This window comes from Methylorubrum sp. SL192, from assembly GCF_026672325.1.
In the GTDB taxonomy this organism is placed as follows: domain Bacteria; phylum Pseudomonadota; class Alphaproteobacteria; order Rhizobiales; family Beijerinckiaceae; genus Methylobacterium; species Methylobacterium extorquens.
On the sequence record NZ_JAPPQV010000003.1, the window covers coordinates 726,471 to 746,037 of the forward strand.

Here is a 19,567-nt window from a genome sequence, read left to right on the forward strand (position 1 = left end):
TCGCGCGCAGGACGAGCCGGGATCGTTACGCTCAAGGTGGGCACTTCCCGCGCGATGGCAAGAGTCCGGGGCAAGGGCGCGTGGCAAGAGCGCGGCTTCGTGAGCTCTGACGCGGGAAGCTTGGACAGCGGGGGTAACAGGCCTTCCGGGGCCGGCACCGGTCGCACGGGCGCCCAACTCGGTGTAGGCACGGACCCGGTGGCAGAAAGGCGTGGAACCGTAGCGGTGCCGCCACGCGTTCCGTCTCACCGACCGCCTTCCGCGGAGTGCCGGCCGCCGTCACCCATCCGAGGTGAGCGCCGACGGTGACCCGGCCTTCCGCGAGGCATCTTCAGGCCTGCTCGCCCGATCGGTCCCGTCATGCGCCCCGTGCTGTTTCTGACCCTTCTCCTCTCCTCGGCCTGCGCGGCGGGAGGCGCCCTGGCCCAGCAGGGATCGAACTGGATCGACCCACCCGCCAAATCCGGCGCCGCCCCTGCCGGCGGCGAGCGGGCGAAACCGGTGGCCAAAGCCGCTCCCCGGTTCGAGGTCGAACCGGAAGCGAGGACCCGTTCGCGCCGGGCCGCCGCCCCCTCCCCCGCCCCCGCCCGGCGGGACATGCACCGCCAGGACCGCACCCGTGCCGCCGAGATGCGCCGCGCCCGCCGGGCCGCCATCCACGAGCGGGCGCGCGAAGAGCGTTACGGGCACACCGCCCGGATCCACCGCCCGACCCAACCGCCTGCCCCGCCTCCGGCCGCGAACCTGGGCCGCGCCGAGCCGGATCCGCGCTTCTCCGATTGGGCCGTCGCGGCGGGTCGCCTGAGCCTCGGCTATCTCGACAGCGTGTCGGCGCCCAACGGCGTGATGCTGTCCGCCGCGCCCCGCTTCTACGGCAGCACGGTGCGCTTCCACGGCCGTGTCATGACCACCAACGCGCTCCTGGCCGAGAAGCAGCGCTTCGCGCAGCGCTGGCCCGAGCGGCGCTACGAGCCGCACGGGGAACCGCGGATCGCCTGCGACGGAGCCAGCGCCACCTGTCTCGTGCGCATCGTCCACGATTTCACGGCGGCCAGTCCGGCGCGCGGCGCGCGTTCGCAGGGTGTCGCCGAACTCACGCTGACGGTGAGCTTTGCCGGGGGCGCACCGGTCATCGTGTCCGAGGCAAGCCGCGTTCTGAGCCGGGCAGGGGCCTGACGGCCGGAGCTCAGAATCCATGGCTTGAAGCGGCGCCAGCAGCTTCGCGGCGCGAAGAGCGCCGCACGGAGCGGGCTTTTGGGGGCGTGAGCCCCGGAAAGCATCTAGCGGAGCGGAAGCCTGAGCCCGCGGAGGCGGGCGCCGGCGATTGAGGCCGGGTCGGAAACAGGATGATCGCTTCAAGCGATCATCCTCCGGGATCAGCCGCCGCATCGACCGGATACTCCGGCCGGTCCATGCTGTAGAAGCAGCCGACGGGCGCCGCCGTGAGGGGCGCCCCGGCGACGATCGAGAACAGGGCATCGCACGCGTGAAGGGATCGGCAAAGGCCGCAGGCCGGAGCAAGGACGAGACGACGGCCCCGCCGGAGGCGCCGGTCTCCGAGGACGACCGCCGAATTCGCGCGCTGATCCTGGCCGAACTCGACCGGCGCGGCGCGCGGCCGGTGGCACGCCGGACGCTGGCCTTGATCGCCGAGGGCTTCGTCGAGCCCGCCGACGGCGTGCCCGGCTACCGGATCGTCGATCGAACCGGCACGGTGCGCCTGCGGGGCGAGGCGGGTGCCGGCGTGCCGCTGACCCTGCACGACCTCGTCGATGAACTTCGTGAGCAGCACGCGCCGCTGTTTCTCCCCCCTGCCCCCGAACCGGAGCCGGAACCCGCCCGCGACACCATCGCCGACGTACGGGCCGCGGGCGCCCGCTTCGTGGAGACGCAGTCCGCGCTGGCGCGCTCCCTGGCGAACACCTCCGCCGAGCGCAGCCGGGCGCTCGCCAGCGCCGCGAGCGAGACCGTCGAGGGCTGGCGCAGCCGGCTCGCCGAGCGGCTGAAGGCCCGGCCGAGGCCGGCACCAGTCAGTGCGTCCCTCGATCCGGCCGAGGCCACGCCGAACACGGCGGAGCGCCTGGCCGAGGCGCGCGCCCGCGTCGGAGACGGCTGGCGGCGCGTGGCCGGCGGAATTCAGCCCCGCCAGACGGCGACCCGAATTCGCGACCGCGCGGAGGATGCCTTCGCCGCCGGCAGCCGCCGGCCGGTTCTGCTGATGGCGTTCGGCGCCCTGGCCGGCGCGGGCCTCGTCGCGGCGCTCTCCCTGAGCGGACGCGACACGGAGCAATCCGGCCGCCCCGCCCAGCAGACCGCGGAAATGCAGGCCCCGCAGACGGCGCCGTCCGGCTCGCCACCGGCCGCGGATCGCGTCCCGGCGGCAGAGGAGCCAGCGCCCGACGCACCGCCCGCGGACGCGCCGGGGAATGCGGCCGAGCGGCCGTCCGAGCCGGAGGCGCCGCGCAAGGGGGGCAACGGCGCCAACGCCATCGTCGGGGTGCCGGAAGTGATCGACACGGCGACATTGCGGGTCGGCGGCAAGGTCGTGCGCCTGTTCGGCGTCGAGTGGGTCCGTGGCGGCCAGTCCGACGAACTGAGCAAATATCTTCGCAAGCGCTCGGTGACCTGCCAGCCTGCGCCCGGCAGCAGCGCGCATATCTGCACCGTCGAGGGCCGTGACCTCTCCGAGGTGGTGCTGTTCAACGGCGGCGGCCGCGCCTCGTCGGAGGCGACGCCGGATCTCGCGGCGGCCGAGGACCACGCCCGCACCGAGCGGCTCGGCGTCTGGAAGCGGTGAGGCGTCGGGGTCGGGCTATCCCGGCTTCTTCAGAGCAGGGGCTGGCGCGCGGCCGCATCCTCGCGGGCACAGAGTGCGGGATCGGGCTTCGCCCCCTCCCCGCTCAGCGCGCGTTTGAGGTCGGTTCGGGCGCGCTCCAGATCGGTGCGGAAGCCGGGATCGGCGAGCAGCACGGCGACCAGCGCCGAGGCGCCGGTGCGGGCAGCCTCGATATCGCTGAGCCAGTGAACCCCGCACACGACCCGGCTCTCGCCGTAGAGCCGGCTTCGCACCAGAAACTGCGTCGCCTTCTCCGGCATCAGGTTCGCCATGATCAGCCCGTAGGCCCATCCCTGGCTGGCATGACCGGAGGGATAGCTGAAGCTGTCGGCGAGTTCGGCCGTGCGGGCGACGCAGATCGGCAAATCGTTGCCGACGAAGGGGCGCAGGCGACGGTAGCGCCGCTTGGCCACGCGGGTGGCGCGGGCGATGTCGATCCGGGCCCGGTCGAGGAGCCGCATCAGGTCCGGCACGTTCGCCTGATCGATGCGCTGGCCGAGGACGCAGGCATAATCCTCGAGAAGCGCGGCACCGCCATCGGCGACGTCGTTGGTGGCGAGGGCCCAGCGCGGGCTGCCCTGGAAGGCGCGGGTCGCGTTGTAGACCGCCCGGTCCGCCGCCTCCGCCGCCGAGTGGCCCGCGGGGGGCGGCGGCAGGATCGCCACGAGGTTCGGCGTCGCCTCCTCGCTGAGATAGGCCTTCGGGGCCGCGGCCGCGAGCTTGTCCTTCTCCAGCGAGGGGGCGGAGGTCGCCGGGCCGGCCGGTGCCGTCGGCTCGGCCTTGACGGGGGCGATTTGGAGCGGCTGGGCAGCCAGGATCAGCGTCAGCAGGGCGGCCAAGCGCACCGGCGCACGGGTCGGGCGGGTCATTGGGGAAGGAGCTTTCAGGCGCCGGGGCTGAACGGATCGTGGCGGAGGCCAGGAGTGGGCGTCAGTTTCGGACTGATGCTTCCAGCCTGTCTAGGAGGGACGTGCGACGGATGCGTCACAGTCCCAATCCGCTGTCAGACCGGTCCGCTTTTTCAAGGCCTGTTTTCAGGGCGCCCGGATCGCGGTGGCGACGTCGCGGAAAAACTCCTCGTGGGCACTCAGCGCCCCCGGTACGGTAAGAGCCGAGACGCGGCCCGTGCCGATCAAGGCGTCCATCTCGGCGCCCGAGCGGCGGGGCGCCTTCTCCGGGCGCAGCACCCGCACGGGCGGCAGGCCGTCGCCGAACGAAGCCAGGAATTCCTCGCGCGACGAGGCCGGATCGAGGCCGCCCGTCACGAAGGCCGCCGTGCCGAACCGGCCGCGGCTCTGGCGGGTGATACGGTGCTTGGCCGCGATCACGGCCGGCGTGACATGCGCCGGTTCGGCATAGACGTGGGCGCGCATCATCCGCCCGATGATCGGCGGGCTGATGTTGATCCGGTAGAGCGCCTCGCCGAGGAGCGGCATCTCGACCGCGCGGCGGATCCGGCCGAACCACGCGGCGCGCTCCGGCCCCATGGCGGTCGGCAATGGCCCGCGCCAGGTCGGCGCCACGAGCACGAGCCTCGCGAAGGCACCGGGATGGCGGCGCGCGGCTGCGACGAGGTAGGGCGCGGCATGGCCCGCGGCGACGCCGAGCGCGTAGGGGCCGGGTGCGGCCGCCAGCAGCGCGTCGAGGAAGGCGTGCAGGTTGGCCGGATTCAGCGGCAACCGCGCCCGCGGATGCGCGCCGAAGCCCGGCCAGTCTGGCACGAGGCAGCGATAGGTCGCGCTGAGTTCGCGGGCGAGCGGCAGCATCTCCTCGCGCGCCGAGATCGAGGAGAGGGCGGGCAGGAGCAGCGCGTCGGCACACTCCCCGATCACGGCACAGGGCGTCGCCACCCGATGCCCCGCGACGGTGAGGTCGAGGGTCCGGGTGGCGACCGATGCGGCGGCAGACGCCATCAGGTCCGCAGCAGCTCGTTGATGCCGGTCTTGGCGCGGGTGCCAGCATCGACGCGCTTGACGATCACGGCGCAGTAGAGGCCGGGGCCGGGGGTGCCGTCGGGCAGCGGCTTGCCGGGCGTCGTGCCCGACACCACCACGGAGTAGGGCGGCACGCGGCCGTAGAAGGTCTCGCCCGTGGTGCGGTCGATGATCCGGGTCGAGGCGCCGATATAGACGCCCATCGACAGGACCGAGCCCTCGCCGATGATCACGCCCTCGGCGACCTCGGCGCGGGCGCCGACGAAGCAGTTGTCCTCGATGATGACCGGGTTGGCCTGGAGCGGCTCCAGCACGCCGGCGATGCCGGCCCCACCCGAGATGTGACAGTTCTTGCCGACCTGCGCGCAGGAGCCGATCGTCACCCAAGTATCGACCATGGTGCCCTCGCCGACATGGGCGCCGAGGTTGATGAAGCTCGGCATCAGCACCGCGCCCGGCGCGATATAGGAGCCGCGGCGCACGAAGCAGCCCGGCACGGCGCGGAAGCCGGCGGCGCGGAACTCGGCCTCGCCCCAGTTGGCGAACTTCGAGGGCACCTTGTCCCACCACGTCGAGGAGCCGGGTCCGCCCTCGATCGGCACCATGTCGTTGAGGCGGAAGGAGAGCAGCACCGCCTTCTTGAGCCACTGGTTGACCTGCCAGGAATCGCCCGCCTTCTCGGCGACGCGGGCCTGACCGGAATCGAGCAGGTTCAGCGCCTCGTCCACCGCCTCGCGCACGGCGCCGGTGGTCGCGGTCGAGATGCCGGCGCGCTCCTCCCAGGCGGCTTCGATGGTCTTTTCGAGATCGGCGTGTGACATCGGGGCTTTCCGGACTGAAGGGCATTCCGACGAAGCGGCAACCGGTTCGTCGAGAGGATGTACGTTGACACGAGGATCGAGAAACGTCGGCCGATGCGATCGGGCCGGCGTCTCGCGTTCAGCGTAAAAGGTGGTCGTGCTTACAAAAGCCGCCCGGTCCTGTCACCGTTTGCGTGGCGCGAGGCCCACAAGCCGCTCGCGCACGCCGGACAGGCCCTGCACGAGATCGAGCAGCTCCTCGGCCATGCCATCACGGATCGCCGCCGCCGCGTCGGGAAACTCGCGCAGGACGCGGCTCATCACCGAGGGCGTCACCCGCATCACTTCGGACGGCTCGACCGCGCGCGCATCCGCCGGCCGCTCGACCTGGCGGAAGAGGGCATTGCGCCCGATGACCCCGGAGCGGGCAACCGTGACCGGCTCCGCACCGGACCGCAGGGGGACGAGGGCGATGGTGCCGGACATGACGACGTAGCCGCCGTCGGACGGCTCGCCGCGGGCGAACAGCAGGTCGCCCTCCCCCAGGAGGCGGCGCTCGCCGGCAAAGCAGAGCAGGCGCAGGGCGTCGCGCCCGAACAGCTCGAACACGGGGGCCGCGGCGAGGATCGCGATGTCGTCGTCGAGCCCCAACGCCTCTCCGCCCCTTGGCCGCGATACGCTACGCCTTTTGCATCGCCTCGCTTCCGAAAGCCGGCGACCACCTTTCGGGACGATGCTTGACGGTCCGGGCGCAAGCTTAACCGATGCCGAGGCGACGCGATACGCTGCCCGGCCGCAGGCTGTGCGGGACGGTGGATACCGCTGCCGGATCGGTCCTCAGGGCAGCAGCTTGTAGCCGCCGCCTTCGGTGACGAGGATCGCGGCGACCGCCGGGTTCGGCTCGATCTTCTGGCGCAGCCGGTAGATATGCGTTTCAAGGGTGTGGGTGGTGACGTGGGCGTTGTAGCCCCAGACCTCGGCGAGCAGCGTATCGCGCCCAACCACCTCGCGGCCCGCCCGGTAGAGGTAGCGCAGAATCGCCGTCTCCTTCTCGGTGAGCTTCAGCTTGGAGCCGCGCTCGCCGACCAGCAGCTTGGCACCGGGCCGGAAGGTGTAGGGGCCGATGCGGAACACCGCATCCTCGCTCGCCTCGTGCTGGCGCAGCTGCACCCGGATGCGGGCGAGCAGCACGGCGAACTTGAACGGCTTGACCACGTAATCGTTGGCGCCCGCCTCCAGGCCCTCGACCATGTCGTCGTCGGATTCCTGTGCGGTCAGCATGATGATCGGGCCGCGATAGCCGTTGCGGCGCAGGGTCCGCACCGCCTCGCGCCCGTCCATGTCCGGCAGCGCGACATCCATCACCACGAGATCGACCGGCTCCTGCGTGACGCGGTTCAGCGCCCCGGTCGCCGTTGGCTCGCCGATGACGGAGAATTCATCGTAGGCGTCGATCTGTTCCGTCAATGCCTCACGCAGGGCGTCGTCGTCGTCACAGACGAGGAGGCAATAGGGGTTGGACATCGACGCAGCGGCTCTCAACAAGCTTTCCGGACACCTGGACGTCGCACAGAGATCACGCAGGCGGCCAAGACGATTTCATCGCGGCACGCCGATCCGAATAGGCATATGGCCCATTGGCTGGCCGCGGACGGAACCCATACGGTGCCGCCTGACGACAAACCTAGTTCGTTTTGCGCGCCGGGAAATCCAGATTGCGCGCTTATGCAGAATTTTCGCCATGTTCCACCTTTCTCTGCCGCGACATGACGTCAGGCCGAGCAAAGCTCGGAGCAAGCTGGGACAAACTGGCAATGCGCCGCGCTCAAGTTGCAAAGCAGACCGGGGCCGCGACTTCAGCTCAGGGAAGGCCGCCCGGCGCCCTCGGCCTGCTGCGGGTGCGCCCGCTGCCGGGCGACCCGACCCGCGGCACGCTGATCGCGGGCGGGGTCGTGATTCCCTGTGCCCTCGGACGTTCCGGCATCACGACGCAGAAGCGGGAAGGGGACGGGGCCTCGCCGCGCGGCATCTTTCGCCTGCGCGGCGGCTTCTATCGGCCCGACCGCTTCCCCGTCCGCCCCGTCAGCGCGCTCCCTCTACGGGCGACGCGACGGGACGACGGCTGGTGCGACGCGCCCCAGGATCGCCGCTACAACCGGCCGATCCGGCTGCCGAGCACGGCGGCGAGCGCCGAGCAGCTCTGGCGCGACGATGGACTCTACGACCTCGTGATCGACCTCGATTACAACCGCGGTCCGATCCGTCCGGGACGGGGCTCAGCGATCTTCCTGCATATCGCCCGCAGCGGCTACCGGCCGACGGAAGGCTGCGTCGCCCTGAAACCCGCCGACCTGCTGCGCCTGCTCCGCCGCCTCGGGCCGGGAACGCGGATGAAGATCGGGCGATGATCGGTCGTTAACCGGCTCATCTATGCTGCGGGCAGCCGTTCAGGCCCGCTTCGTCCGCCGGCCGAAGATGGCTGTGCCGACACGGACATGGGTGGCGCCCATCTGAATCGCCGCCGGAAAATCCGCGCTCATGCCCATCGACAGGATCGGCAGGCCGTGGCGCTCGGCGATGCGGGCCAGCAAGGCGAAATGAGGGGAGGGCGGGTCTTCGGCCGGCGGGATGCACATCAGGCCGTGGATCGCGAGATTGTGGGTCTCGCGGCACTCTGAGAGCAGGACATCGACCTGATCGGGGGAGACGCCCGCCTTCTGCGTCTCGTCGCCGGTATTGACCTGAATCAGGAGCTTGGGCGCCCGGCCGCTCCGTTCGATCTCCTTGGCGAGCGCCGCGGCGAGCGACAGCCGGTCGAGGGAATGGATCACGTCGAACAGCTCGACCGCTTCGCGCGCCTTGTTCGACTGGAGCGGGCCGACGAGGTGCAACTCGACATCCGGAAAGCGCTCTCGCAGGGCCGGCCACTTGGCCTTGGATTCCTGCACGTAGTTCTCGCCGAAGATCCGCTGGCCGGCCTCCAAAGCTGGCAGGATGCCCTCGGCCGGCACCGTCTTCGAGACCGCGACGAGGTGGACGCTGGCCGGGTCGCGCTCGTTGTCCTCGGCCGCCCGGCGGATGCTCGCGCGCACCTCCGTGAGCCCGGCGGCGACATCGGCCTCGCCGACCGGCGGCTTGGCGTCCAGGGTCTGATCCGAAATCTGATCCGGGGTCTGGCTCTCATCCATCATGGGCCCTCCTTGCGGCGGCGCAGACGCGACTTCAAGGGTCGCGGCGTGTTTCCCACCCTCGCGCCGGCGATATCTGGCCTCTCCCGATTCGAACGGAGAAGCCCCGCCGATGTTTAATACGCCCACCACCGACGCCCAGGCCCAACGCGCGCAGGCGCCGCTCCGATCGCGTGGTGGCAGTCTATCAGCAGATCTGAACCGCGCCGAGCGTTGACCCTTGACCGCACGGATATGCTAGGTGCCGGGCTTCGGGCCCCGCGACACCGTTGCGTGCGGCCCACTCCCTTTTCCGCTGATCCCGGCGCTCCCGATGACCGATTCCGCACAGCCCTCCCCGACCGCGCAGGAGCGCCACCAAGAGCGCTACAACGCCAAGGACGCCGAGCCGCGCTGGCAGCAGGCCTGGGACGCGGCCAAGCTGTTCGAGACGAAGAACGACGATCCCCGCCCGAAATACTACGTGCTGGAGATGTTCCCCTACCCGTCGGGGCGCATCCATATCGGCCACGTACGCAACTACGCGATGGGCGACGTGGTGGCGCGCTACAAGCGCGCCAAGGGCCACAACGTGCTGCACCCGATGGGCTGGGACGCCTTCGGCCTGCCGGCCGAGAACGCCGCCATGGAGCGCAAGGTCAACCCGCGGGAGTGGACCTACGCCAACATCGCCACCATGCGCGGGCAGCTCCAGAGCATGGGCCTGTCGCTGGACTGGAGCCGGGAGATCGCGACCTGCGATCCCGGCTACTACAAGCACCAGCAGCGCATGTTCCTCGACTTCCTGGGCAAGGGGCTCGTCACCCGCCGCACGGCCAAGGTGAACTGGGACCCGGTCGATCACACCGTGCTCGCCAACGAGCAGGTGATCGACGGGCGCGGCTGGCGCTCGGGCGCGCTCGTCGAGCAGCGCGAGCTGACCCAGTGGTTCTTCAAGATCACCGATTTCGCGCAGGATCTGCACGACGCCCTCGACGGGCTGGAGCGCTGGCCGGAAAAGGTCCGGCTGATGCAGCGCAACTGGATCGGCCGCTCGGAGGGGTTGGAGGTGCGCTTCGCGCTCGCCGCGCCCTTCGCCGGCACGGACGAGGTGACGGTCTACACCACCCGCCCCGATACGCTGTTCGGCGCCAAGTTCCTGGCGATCTCCGTCGATCACCCGCTCGCCCGGGCGCTGGCCGAATCCGGCCCGAAGGCCGCGGCGCTGCAAGCCTTCGCCGAGGAGTGCCGCCGCATCGGCACCGCGCAGGAGGCGATCGATACGGCGGAGAAGCTCGGGTTCGACACCGGACTCACGGTGCGCCACCCGCTCGATCCGTCCTGGGAGCTGCCGGTCTTCGTCGCGAACTTCGTGTTGATGGAGTACGGCACCGGCGCCGTGTTCGGCTGCCCGGCCCACGACCAGCGCGACCTCGACTTCGCCAACAAGTACGGGCTCGGCTTAATTGAAGTATTCCGTCCTGCAGGGGCTAATGACCCAGATGATGAGATGCTTAATGAATTTGGCGCGGCCTTCGATAAGAATCCAGTTCAGTATTTAGAATTGACCGGCGAAGATGGTGAAACTGATGAGATTTGTTTTTTCAAGATAACAAAAACAGCTTACACTGAGGGATCGTCTGGATCGTACCTCGACAGCAACGTATTTAGACGTAATATTGAAAAAATGGGCGATAAGGCCGACGAATACATCAATATCTTTAAAAACTTTGAACGCACAAAATCCACTGATTATTACTACTATAGTCATCCCATACCTGGAGCTCCTAGTTATGTTATAGGCGTAGAAACAGCGATAGAGGCTGCAAAGCGCATCTGTGTAGATAAAGGCGTTGGTCAGAGAAAGACTCGGTTCCGCCTTCGCGATTGGGGCGTGTCGCGCCAGCGCTACTGGGGTTGCCCGATCCCGATCATCCACTGCGAGGCCTGTGGCCCCGTGCCGGTGCCGGTGGAAGACCTGCCGGTGAAGCTGCCGGACGAGGTCTCGTTCGACCAGCCCGGCAATCCGCTGGAGCGAGACCAAGCGTGGCGTCACGTGCCGTGTCCGCGCTGCGGCGCGGCGGCGCGGCGCGAGACCGACACCATGGACACCTTCGTCGATTCGTCCTGGTATTACGCCCGCTTCACGGCGCCCTGGCTCGCCGACGCCCCGACCGACCGTAAGACGGTCGATCACTGGCTGGCCGTGGACCAATATATCGGCGGCGTCGAGCACGCGATCCTGCACCTGCTCTACTCGCGCTTCTTCATGCGGGCGATGCAGGCGACGGGCTGGTCCGGCGTGTCCGAGCCGTTCGCCGGCCTGTTCACGCAGGGCATGGTCGTCCACGAGACCTACAAGGATGCGGCCGGCGCCTGGACGCCGCCCGCCGAGATTCGCTTCGAGACGCAGGACGGCGCGCGCAAGGCATTTCACGTGAAAACCGGCGAGCCGATCGAGATCGGCCCGACCGAGAAGATGTCGAAGTCGAAGAAGAACGTCGTCGACCCCGACGACATCATCGCCAGCTACGGCGCTGATACCGCGCGCTGGTTCATGCTCTCCGACTCGCCGCCCGAGCGCGACGTGATCTGGACCGAAGAGGGCGTGCAGGGTGCGGCCCGCTTCGTGCAGCGCGTCTGGCGCCTCGTCCACGGCGCGACCGCCGCGAACGGGCCTGGCGGCACCGTCGATGCTCCCCTGCGCAAGGCCGCCCACAAAGCGCTCGCTGCCGTCGGCGAGGATATCGAGCGCCTGCGCTTCAACCGCTGCGTGGCCCACATCTACACCCTGGCCAATGCCCTCGACGAGGGCCTGCGCGCAGCTGCCTCGAAGGCCGCGGCGGGCGAGGCGGCCCGCATCCTCGTGCAGCTCATCGCACCGATGATGCCGCATCTCGCCGAGGAATCCTGGCGCGTGCTGGGCGGGCAGGGGCTCGTCGCGGAGACGGCTTGGCCGGTGGCCGATCAGGCGCTGCTGGTCGAGGATGAGATCACTCTTCCGGTCCAGATCAACGGCAAGAAGCGGGCGGACGTGACCGTTCCGCGCGACGCGGACGCCAAGGCCGTCGAGGCGGCGACGCTCGCCCTGGAACCGGTGCAGCGCGCCCTCGAAGGCCGGGCCCCGCGCAAGGTCATCGTCGTGCCGGGGCGGATCGTCAATCTGGTGGTCTGACCGGCCTCTCGCATAAAACAGGTCTCGCAGCTGCCGCGTCCTTCCTCCCTACAGGAGGAATCGGGCTCGGCGGCGGGATAGCCTCTACCGTCATGTCCCCACCCCTTCCCGACCGCGACGACACCATCTTCGCCCCGGCGAGCGGCTTCGGCCGGGCGGCGGTGACGGTGGTGCGCATCAGCGGGCCGGCGGCGGGGCTGGCGCTCGACCATCTGGCCGGCGGGCGCCCGGAGCCGCGCCGTCTCTCCCTGCGCCGCCTGCGTGACCCTGACTCCCGCGATATCCTCGATCAGGCTCTCGTGGCATGGCTGCCGGGGCCTGCCACCGCCACCGGCGAGGACATGGCCGAGCTGCACCTGCATGGGGGCCTCGCCGTGCGGTCCGCCGTGCTGCGGGCGCTCGCAGGCGTGCCGGGTTGCCGGCCGGCGGAAGCCGGGGCGTTCAGCCGCCGCGCCTTCCTCAACGGCCGCATCGACCTCACCGAGGCGGAAGGGATCGCCGACCTCATCGACGCCGAGACCGAAGCGCAGCGTGTCCAGGCCCTGCGTCAGCTCGACGGTGCCCTCGGCCGCCAGGTCGCCGCATGGCGCGAGACCGGCATCGATCTGCTCGCCGGAGCGGAGGCGGCCCTCGATTTTGCCGATGAAGGCGATGTCGATGAGGACGGCCTCGATGCCGCCCTGTCCGGCCGCGCCACCGCCTTGCGCGATGCGATCCGAGCCGCACTGGCCGACGGGCGCCGGGGCGAGCGCCTGCGCGAGGGGTTCTGCGTCGTGCTGGCGGGCGCGCCCAACGCCGGAAAATCGACCCTGCTCAATGCGCTGAGCGGGCGCGACGCGGCCATCGTTTCCGACATTCCCGGCACGACCCGCGATGCCATCGAGGTGCGCTGCGATCTCGGTGGGTTGCCGGTCGTGCTGGTCGATACCGCGGGCCTGCGCGAGACGGCGGATGCGATCGAGGCGGAGGGCGTCAAGCGCACGCAAAGCCGGATCCGCAGCGCCGACCTCGTGCTCCATCTCGTGCCGGCGGACGGCAAGGCTGACGCCCGGCGGTTTGCGGACGTCCCCGTCCTTCTCGTTCGCACGAAAACCGACCTCGCGCTGGAGGTGCCGGGGGAGGGCGGCCTCGCCATCTCCGCCGTCACGGGGGTCGGACTCGACGCGCTGCTGGATGCCATCCAGGCCGCAGCCCAAACCGCCCTCAGTCAGGGCGATGCCCTCGTCACCCGTGAGCGTCATCGAGAGGCTTTGTCCCGGGCCGCGGCTCATCTCGACCGTGTCGCCACCGCAGCGGCCGGTTTCCCGCCGGAACTGGTGGCGGAGGATCTCCGGCTCGCCGTCCGGGCGCTGGGCGAGGTCGGGGGGCATGTCGGCGTCGAGGAGATGCTGGACCGCCTCTTCGCCGGCTTCTGCATCGGCAAATAAGGGACCGACAGGGGTTAGCGCCGGAACAGCGCGATCCTGTTGCCCTCGACGATCTGGAAGCCGATCCCGCCCTTCTGAAGCGCGGCGACCGCCCTCTCATGGCTGTGGGCACGACGCCCGCCGGCATTCTCTTCGAGGCGGCGGACGGTGGCGAAGGACAGCCCGCCTGCCTGAGCCAGATCCTGCATCGACCAGCCGAGCAGCGCCCTCGCCGCCCGCAAATGGCTGCCGTCGATGCCCTGCACCAGCCCTCGGCGCACCGGATCAATGACAGGCGCCTTTGGGCCACCGAGCCGAGAGGCGTAGGTCGCCCAGGTCTCGGTGCGCCCCGCTGCGTCGCGAACAGGGGTGTAGAGAAAGCGGAACGCGCCCTGGTCGCCATCCGCCAACAGCAGGCGCTTCGAGACCTCAAACGACTTCCCCTCGGCGATCATGGCCTGAATGTGGGCCCGCATGCGGGCGCGGTCGTCCGGGGCGACGATCCGGTCGCAATCGGCCCTGAACACCTCCGCGCTCACACCGGTCAGGCTGAGGATCTCGGGCGACGCCGTCCGCTGCCCGCCGACATAGAGCGCGGCATTGGACCAGGATTGCAGCACCTCGAACAGAGTCCATTGGCGACGGCGCTCCATGCGCAACGCCGCCGCCATCTGCTCACGATCCGTCACATCCAGCACGATGCCGGCCGCCGCGCGCGGGCGGCCTTCGGGCGTGTGATAGACGGTGCCCTGAAGGTTCAGGATCCGCAGGGCCCCATCGGGGCGCAGCACACGGACCGTGTGCGTGCCGAGCAAACCGTCACGTCTGACGTCATCCGCTCGCTCGAGCCGGTCCTGGTCCTCCGGATGTACGAACTGGATCAGCCGTTCATAACTCGGTGTGACCTCGCCGACCTCAAGCCCGAGCAGGCGGAAGAGGCCGGGCGACCAAACTTGGTCCCCCGTTGCAAGCGTCCAGCCCCAGCTACCGGTGAGGCCGAGACCTTCCAGAAGCCGCAGGAAGTCGGACGAGGTGAAGCTGAGATCCGCTGCGTTCATCGATGGGTCGATGCCGGAAGGCTGCGCGATACGGAAGGGCCTGAACGATTTTTGCTCACCTCTCACCGGGGAATCGGGCTGATCTGCGAGAACCGCCCCCTATCCCGACCGACGGACTGAATGCTCGTCCCCGCATATCTTGATTTTGCGCAACTTTATTGCCGGCGATACGCGGCGAACTATTTTTCTTAAGTGCTGTAACATATTATTCCAATCGTGAGAGACATAGACCAGTTTATGGAGGTGCATAGATTGTCATCGCGCCATATGAACATAAAATGCTCAAAAAAATGTCGAGCAGAGTCTTTATTCGCGTTGAGCCATCAGGCATCATTGCTTGTCTTTAGGCTCAATGACCGAATGCGACATGCCAAGGTACTTCTTCAACGTGCACGACGGCCTCGGCATCGTGGATGACGACGGGGTCGAATGCGTCGATCTGGACGCGGCCCTGCGCGCAGCCGTCCACTATGCCGGTTCGCTGCTCAAGGAATCGGGCCATCGGTTGACCCTGGGGGACACGTGGTCCCTGGAAGTGATCGAAGAGGCGACATCCTCGGCCTTCCGCATCGACCTCCAGATACGCCCCTCCCTTGCCTCGACCGCCTCGGAGCCATCCCGGTCCGCCGCCTGACCTGAACCGCGCAAAGCTCTTTGCCGGCCATCAGGCCTGAGCAGCAACCGCAGCGTTTTGCAGGATCAAGACCGGAAAAGCGGGCAGGGCCGAAGGCTCCGAGCCCTCGCCAAATCAGGCGATGAAGCGGGTCTGCGTTGACCTCGCTGATGGCGCGCGCATAAGCACGGGTCATGCACGCCCATTCTCACAGTTACGACGTCATCGTCGTCGGCGGCGGCCATGCCGGCGTCGAGGCGGCCGCGGCAGCCGCGCGCGTCGGCGCCCGCACCGCTTTGGTGACGCACCGGGCGGCCACCATCGGTGCGATGTCGTGCAACCCGGCCATCGGCGGCCTCGGCAAGGGCCATCTCGTGCGCGAGGTGGACGCCCTCGACGGGCTGATGGGCCGTGTCGCGGACGCCGCCGGCATTCAGTTTCGCCTGCTCAATCGCCGCAAGGGCCCGGCCGTGCGCGGCCCGCGCACCCAGGCCGACCGGGCGCTCTACGCCCGAGCCATGCAGGCGGCGGTCGCAGAGACCCCGGAACTCACCGTGATCGAGGGCGAGGCCGACGACCTGACCGTGCATTCAGGCCGTGTGGCGGGCGTGACGCTTACGGACGGGCGCGCACTCACCGCGGCGGCTGTCGTCATCACCACGGGCACCTTCCTGCGCGGCCTCATCCATATCGGCGAGCGGCAGATTCCCGCCGGCCGCGTCGGCGAAGAGCCTGCCGTGGGGCTGGCGCGCACGCTCGACCGGCACGGCTTCCGCCTCGGCCGCCTGAAGACTGGCACGCCGCCGCGTATCGATGGACGCACGATCGATTGGGCCGCGCTGGAGATGCAGCACGCAGACGCCGAGCCCGTGCCGTTCTCGACCCTGACCGAGCGGATCACCACGCCGCAGATCGCCTGCGGCATCACCCGCACGACCCAGGCGGTGCACGACCTGATCCGGGCCAACCTCCACCGCTCACCAATGTATTCCGGCGGCATCAGCAGCCGCGGCCCGCGCTATTGTCCCTCGATCGAGGACAAGGTCGTGCGCTTCGGCGACCGCGAGGGCCACCAGATCTTCCTTGAGCCGGAGGGGCTCGACGATCCGACCGTCTACCCGAACGGGATCTCGACCGCGCTTCCCGAAGAGGTTCAGGCCGGCATCATCGCCGCCATCCCCGGGCTGGAGCGGACCCGCATCCTGCGCCCCGGCTACGCCATCGAGTACGATTACGTCGATTCCCGCGAACTCGACGCGACGCTCCAGACCAAGCGTCTGCCCGGCCTGTTCCTGGCGGGCCAGATCAACGGCACCACCGGATACGAGGAGGCGGCAGGGCAGGGGCTTGTGGCCGGCCTCAACGCGGCCCGGCTGGCGGGCGGCTCCGATCTCGCGATCTTCGACCGGGCCGAATCCTATCTCGGCGTGATGATCGATGACCTCGTCACCCACGGGGTGAGCGAGCCATACCGCATGTTCACCTCGCGCTCGGAGTACCGCCTGAGCCTGCGCGTCGACAATGCCGACGAGCGCCTCACGCCCCGCGGTGCGGCTCTCGGCTGTGTCGGCTCGGTTCGGGCCGCGCATTTCGCGACTTCGCAGGCAGCTTTGTCCGAGGCACGCACCCGGCTCGATACCCTGAGCCTCACCCCGAATGAGGCGGCCCAGCACGGCCTTGCCCTCAACCATGACGGGCTGCGCCGCAGCGCCTTCCAGATTCTGTCCTATCCGGAAATCGGCTGGGAGCGGCTCGCGGCGGTCTGGCCCGAACTGGCAGCGGTGCCGCCACGTGTCGCAGAGCGCCTCCGGACGGACGCGACCTACGCCGTCTATCTCAATCGGCAACAGGCCGACATCACGGCCTTCCGCCGCGACGAGGCGGTGCGCCTGCCGACCTCCCTCGATTACGGCGCCATCGCCGGCCTTTCCAACGAGATGCGGGTGAAGCTCGACGGCGTTCGCCCGACCACTTTGGGGCAGGCCGCGCGCATCGAGGGCGTGACACCGGCCGCCCTGACCCTACTCGCCGCCCACGCCCGCCGGGGCCGGGTTCAGGCCTCGGCATGAGAAAGCCGGCCTGCCCCGACCCGAGGACGGCAGAATGAGCACTGATCTGCGCACACGCGTCCTCAGCGAGCATCATGTTTCACGTGAAACAGCTGCGTCTCTTGATCTCTACGTTGCACAGCTCACCCGCTGGCAGACCGTCAAAAACCTCGTCGGCCCCGCAACGCTGAAGGAGGTCTGGCACCGGCACATCGCCGACGCCCTCCAGCTTCTCAGCATTGCCCCCGAAGCGACCCGCTGGCTCGACCTCGGCTCGGGCGCTGGAATCCCCGGTCTCATCCTCGCCATAGCCGGCAAGGAACGGCCGGGCTTCCATGTCCGCCTGGTCGAGAGCAACGCGCGCAAATGCGCCTTCCTCTCCGAGACCGCGCGCCTCACCGGCGCACCGGTAACAGTCCACAATGCGCGCATCGAAGCGGTGATCGGCAGCCTCACCGACACTGAGATCGTTTGCGCCCGGGCCCTCGCCCCGCTCTCGCAACTGCTCGCCTGGACCGAACCTTTGTTGACAAGCGGCACCATCGGGCTGTTTCCGAAGGGACGTGATGCAGCCACGGAATTGACCGAGGCCGAGGATGAGTGGACATTCACCCGCGACCTGATTCCGAGCCGCACCGACTCGCAGGCACGGATCGTGCGCGTCACGTCGCTTTCCCGCGTGGACCCATGACCGACTCATCCACGGCCTCACCGGCGCAGGTTGCTCCTGCTCACCCCAAACCGCTGCGCGTGCTCGCGCTCGCCAACCAGAAGGGCGGTGTCGGCAAAACCACGACGGCGATCAATCTCGGCACGGCGCTGGCCGCGATCGGCGAGCAGGTTCTGGTGATCGACCTCGACCCGCAGGGCAACGCCTCCACCGGTCTCGGCATCGATCGCCGTCGCCGCAAGGTCTCGACCTATCATGTCATGGCCGGCGAGGCCCCGCTGGTGGACGCCATCACGCCGACTGCGGTGCCGCGCCTCTCGGTCGCCCCCTCGACGATGGACTTGCTCGGCCTCGAACTCGAACTGGCGAGCGCCTCCGACCGGGCCCACCGCCTGCGCAACATCCTGCGCGACCTCACGATGCCGGAAGAGATCGAACCGATCAGCTACGTGCTGATCGACTGCCCGCCCTCGCTCAACCTGCTCACCATCAATGCCCTCGCGGCCGCCGACGCGGTGATGGTGCCGCTGCAATGCGAGTTCTTCGCCCTCGAAGGGCTGAGCCAGTTGCTGCGCACCGTCGAGCAGGTTCGCGGCGCGCTGAACCCCAAGCTTCAGATCCAAGGCGTCGTGCTGACCATGTACGACCCGCGCAACAACCTCTCGACCCAGGTGGTCGCCGATGTCCGCGGCTTCATGGGCGACAAGGTCTACGAGACGATGATCCCGCGCAACGTGCGCGTCTCGGAAGCGCCCTCGCACGGCAAGCCGGTGCTGCTCTACGATCTCAAATGCGCCGGCTCGCAGGCCTATCTGCGGCTCGCTTCCGAAGTGATCCAACGCGAGGGCCGGGCGCCCCCGCCCGCCGCAGCCGCCTAAGTCTTTTGAAAGTTTGGAGTTTCGATCGTGGCAATGGCGGATGATACGGCGCGCCCGCGGCTCGGCCGCGGCCTTGCGGCGCTGATCGGCGACTTTTCCGACGACGCGCCGGAGGAGGCGGCCCGCACCGCCGGACATGCGCAGCGCAAGGTGGCGGTGGAGTTCCTGCGCCCGAACCCGCGCAACCCGCGCCGCCGCTTCTCGGAGCCGGAGCTCGACGAGCTGGCGGCCTCGATCCGCCAGCGCGGCGTGATCCAGCCGATCGTCGTGCGTGCGCTCTCGGGTGTACCCGGCACCTTCGAGATCGTCGCCGGCGAGCGGCGCTGGCGCGCGGCCCAGCGGGCGGGCCTCAACGAGGTGCCGGTGGTGGTGGTCGAGATCGACGACCGCACCTCGCTCGAATACGCGATCCTCGAGAACGTCCAGCGGGCCGACCTGAACGCCATCGAGGAGGCGTCGGGCTACGAGCGGCTGATGGGCGAGTTCAAATATACCCAGGCCGAGCTGGCCGACCTGCTCGGCAAGAGCCGCAGCCATCTCGCCAACACCCTTCGCCTACTCCAGCTTCCTCCTGCGATTCAGGACCGGGTGATCGCCAGCGAGATCACCGCCGGCCATGCCCGCGCGCTTCTCTCCGTTCGCGACCCGGAGGCGGTGGCCCGCCGGATCGTGGCCGAGGGGCTGTCGGTGCGTGAGGTCGAGGCGCTGGCCGCGGCAGAGGCCCCGCAGGACGACACGCCGCGCCCCGGCCGTCCGCGCCGCTCCGCCGAGGGCGACGCCGCCCTTCGCTCGCTGGAGGACGTGCTCGGCCGAGCGCTCGGCTACAGCGTGGCGGTGAAGGCTAAGGCGAGCGGGGAGGGCGAGATCCGCATCCGCTACACTAGCGCCGAGGAGCGCGACGCGCTCTGCCGCAAGCTCGGTGGAGCCTGAGGGGCTAAGTGTCTCTCACAAAACGCCCGCTGCGATGTCATCGCCAGAACGA

At 69.1% G+C, this 19,567-nt stretch carries 17 protein-coding genes; 10 read left to right on the plus strand and 7 right to left on the minus strand.

Going from position 1 to position 19,567, the window contains the following annotated elements:
• The first annotated feature begins 360 nt into the window (after positions 1-360).
• Together OVA30_RS04230 and OVA30_RS04235 are read left to right on the plus strand one after the other, a co-directional pair.
• Positions 361-1,176 carry a hypothetical protein gene (locus tag OVA30_RS04230; RefSeq protein ID WP_268174701.1) on the plus strand — a complete coding sequence of 272 codons (816 nt, stop codon included), beginning with the start codon at positions 361-363 and terminating at the stop codon, positions 1,174-1,176.
• Between the two features lie 310 nt (positions 1,177-1,486).
• Positions 1,487-2,797, plus strand: a complete 1,311-nt coding sequence (locus OVA30_RS04235) for a thermonuclease family protein (protein WP_268174702.1) — start codon at positions 1,487-1,489, stop codon at positions 2,795-2,797.
• Between the two features lie 29 nt (positions 2,798-2,826).
• Here OVA30_RS04235 and OVA30_RS04240 read toward each other — a convergent pair whose 3' ends face one another.
• From OVA30_RS04240 to OVA30_RS04260, 5 genes are all read right to left on the minus strand, one after another.
• Positions 2,827-3,705, minus strand: a complete 879-nt coding sequence (locus tag OVA30_RS04240) for an acid phosphatase (protein WP_268174703.1) — start codon at positions 3,703-3,705, stop codon at positions 2,827-2,829.
• Between the two features lie 165 nt (positions 3,706-3,870).
• Positions 3,871-4,749, minus strand: a complete 879-nt coding sequence (locus OVA30_RS04245; protein ID WP_268174704.1) for an alpha/beta fold hydrolase — start codon at positions 4,747-4,749, stop codon at positions 3,871-3,873.
• Positions 4,749-5,591, minus strand: a complete 843-nt coding sequence (gene dapD / locus OVA30_RS04250; RefSeq protein WP_003601483.1) for a 2,3,4,5-tetrahydropyridine-2,6-dicarboxylate N-succinyltransferase — start codon at positions 5,589-5,591, stop codon at positions 4,749-4,751. Before dapD ends, OVA30_RS04245 begins: the two co-directional genes overlap by 1 nt.
• Positions 5,592-5,753: 162 nt before the next feature.
• Positions 5,754-6,221, minus strand: coding sequence for a Crp/Fnr family transcriptional regulator (locus OVA30_RS04255; RefSeq protein ID WP_253389007.1), 468 nt, complete (start codon positions 6,219-6,221; stop codon positions 5,754-5,756).
• Between the two features lie 186 nt (positions 6,222-6,407).
• Positions 6,408-7,094, minus strand: a complete 687-nt coding sequence (locus OVA30_RS04260; protein WP_003601479.1) for a response regulator transcription factor — start codon at positions 7,092-7,094, stop codon at positions 6,408-6,410.
• Positions 7,095-7,384: 290 nt separating this feature from the next.
• On the opposite strand from OVA30_RS04260, the gene OVA30_RS04265 reads away from it, so the two are divergent.
• Entirely contained in the window at positions 7,385-7,978 is a 594-nt protein-coding gene (locus OVA30_RS04265) for a L,D-transpeptidase family protein (RefSeq protein ID WP_003601477.1), read from the plus strand.
• Positions 7,979-8,017: 39 nt separating this feature from the next.
• Here the strand turns inward: OVA30_RS04265 and OVA30_RS04270 are convergent, their stop codons facing one another.
• The gene (locus tag OVA30_RS04270) at positions 8,018-8,761 is read right to left on the minus strand and encodes a YggS family pyridoxal phosphate-dependent enzyme (protein ID WP_253395039.1); all 744 of its coding nucleotides are present in this window, start codon (positions 8,759-8,761) and stop codon (positions 8,018-8,020) included.
• 310 nt (positions 8,762-9,071) lie between these two features.
• Between OVA30_RS04270 and OVA30_RS04275 the strand changes: the two genes are divergently transcribed.
• Both OVA30_RS04275 and mnmE read left to right on the plus strand, forming a co-directional pair.
• Positions 9,072-11,912 carry a leucine--tRNA ligase gene (locus tag OVA30_RS04275; RefSeq protein WP_268174705.1) on the plus strand — a complete coding sequence of 947 codons (2,841 nt, stop codon included), beginning with the start codon at positions 9,072-9,074 and terminating at the stop codon, positions 11,910-11,912.
• Between the two features lie 92 nt (positions 11,913-12,004).
• Complete coding sequence (gene mnmE, locus OVA30_RS04280) at positions 12,005-13,339, plus strand: tRNA uridine-5-carboxymethylaminomethyl(34) synthesis GTPase MnmE (RefSeq protein ID WP_268174706.1); 1,335 nt, start codon at positions 12,005-12,007, stop codon at positions 13,337-13,339.
• A gap of 14 nt (positions 13,340-13,353) precedes the next feature.
• On the opposite strand, the gene OVA30_RS04285 is transcribed toward mnmE, so the two are convergent.
• A complete protein-coding gene (locus OVA30_RS04285; protein ID WP_268174707.1) occupies positions 13,354-14,376 on the minus strand; it encodes a PAS domain-containing protein in 1,023 nt (340 codons plus the stop codon).
• Positions 14,377-14,743: 367 nt separating this feature from the next.
• On the opposite strand from OVA30_RS04285, the gene OVA30_RS04290 reads away from it, so the two are divergent.
• From OVA30_RS04290 to OVA30_RS04310, 5 genes are all read left to right on the plus strand, one after another.
• On the plus strand, positions 14,744-15,010 hold the full coding sequence (locus OVA30_RS04290) for a DUF6894 family protein (RefSeq protein ID WP_268174708.1): 267 nt from the start codon (positions 14,744-14,746) through the stop codon (positions 15,008-15,010).
• Positions 15,011-15,183: 173 nt separating this feature from the next.
• The gene (mnmG, locus tag OVA30_RS04295; protein WP_268174709.1) at positions 15,184-17,058 is read left to right on the plus strand and encodes a tRNA uridine-5-carboxymethylaminomethyl(34) synthesis enzyme MnmG; all 1,875 of its coding nucleotides are present in this window, start codon (positions 15,184-15,186) and stop codon (positions 17,056-17,058) included.
• Positions 17,059-17,092: 34 nt separating this feature from the next.
• Positions 17,093-17,728, plus strand: a complete 636-nt coding sequence (rsmG, locus tag OVA30_RS04300) for a 16S rRNA (guanine(527)-N(7))-methyltransferase RsmG (protein WP_268174710.1) — start codon at positions 17,093-17,095, stop codon at positions 17,726-17,728.
• Positions 17,725-18,585 (plus strand): ParA family protein, encoded by an 861-nt coding sequence (locus tag OVA30_RS04305; RefSeq protein WP_268174711.1) that lies wholly within the window; start codon positions 17,725-17,727, stop codon positions 18,583-18,585. The genes rsmG and OVA30_RS04305 overlap by 4 nt, the downstream gene beginning before the upstream one ends.
• 33 nt (positions 18,586-18,618) lie before the next feature.
• A complete protein-coding gene (locus OVA30_RS04310; RefSeq protein ID WP_015822179.1) occupies positions 18,619-19,515 on the plus strand; it encodes a ParB/RepB/Spo0J family partition protein in 897 nt (298 codons plus the stop codon).
• Positions 19,516-19,567 lie beyond the last annotated feature (52 nt).

Bases quoted from the DNA above. Each gene is read 5' to 3' on its own strand.
- OVA30_RS04230 (WP_268174701.1), top strand. From the start codon at position 361: ATGCGCCCCGTGCTGTTTCTGACCCTTCTCCTCTCCTCGGCCTGCGCG.
- OVA30_RS04240 (WP_268174703.1), bottom strand. From the start codon at position 3,705: ATGACCCGCCCGACCCGTGCGCCGGTGCGCTTGGCCGCCCTGCTGACG.
- OVA30_RS04245 (WP_268174704.1), bottom strand. From the start codon at position 4,749: ATGGCGTCTGCCGCCGCATCGGTCGCCACCCGGACCCTCGACCTCACC.
- dapD (WP_003601483.1), bottom strand. From the start codon at position 5,591: ATGTCACACGCCGATCTCGAAAAGACCATCGAAGCCGCCTGGGAGGAG.
- OVA30_RS04260 (WP_003601479.1), bottom strand. From the start codon at position 7,094: ATGTCCAACCCCTATTGCCTCCTCGTCTGTGACGACGACGACGCCCTG.
- OVA30_RS04265 (WP_003601477.1), top strand. From the start codon at position 7,385: ATGCGCCGCGCTCAAGTTGCAAAGCAGACCGGGGCCGCGACTTCAGCT.
- OVA30_RS04270 (WP_253395039.1), bottom strand. From the start codon at position 8,761: ATGATGGATGAGAGCCAGACCCCGGATCAGATTTCGGATCAGACCCTG.
- OVA30_RS04275 (WP_268174705.1), top strand. From the start codon at position 9,072: ATGACCGATTCCGCACAGCCCTCCCCGACCGCGCAGGAGCGCCACCAA.
- mnmE (WP_268174706.1), top strand. From the start codon at position 12,005: ATGTCCCCACCCCTTCCCGACCGCGACGACACCATCTTCGCCCCGGCG.
- OVA30_RS04285 (WP_268174707.1), bottom strand. From the start codon at position 14,376: ATGAACGCAGCGGATCTCAGCTTCACCTCGTCCGACTTCCTGCGGCTT.
- OVA30_RS04290 (WP_268174708.1), top strand. From the start codon at position 14,744: ATGCCAAGGTACTTCTTCAACGTGCACGACGGCCTCGGCATCGTGGAT.
- mnmG (WP_268174709.1), top strand. From the start codon at position 15,184: ATGCACGCCCATTCTCACAGTTACGACGTCATCGTCGTCGGCGGCGGC.
- rsmG (WP_268174710.1), top strand. From the start codon at position 17,093: ATGAGCACTGATCTGCGCACACGCGTCCTCAGCGAGCATCATGTTTCA.
- OVA30_RS04305 (WP_268174711.1), top strand. From the start codon at position 17,725: ATGACCGACTCATCCACGGCCTCACCGGCGCAGGTTGCTCCTGCTCAC.
- OVA30_RS04310 (WP_015822179.1), top strand. From the start codon at position 18,619: ATGGCGGATGATACGGCGCGCCCGCGGCTCGGCCGCGGCCTTGCGGCG.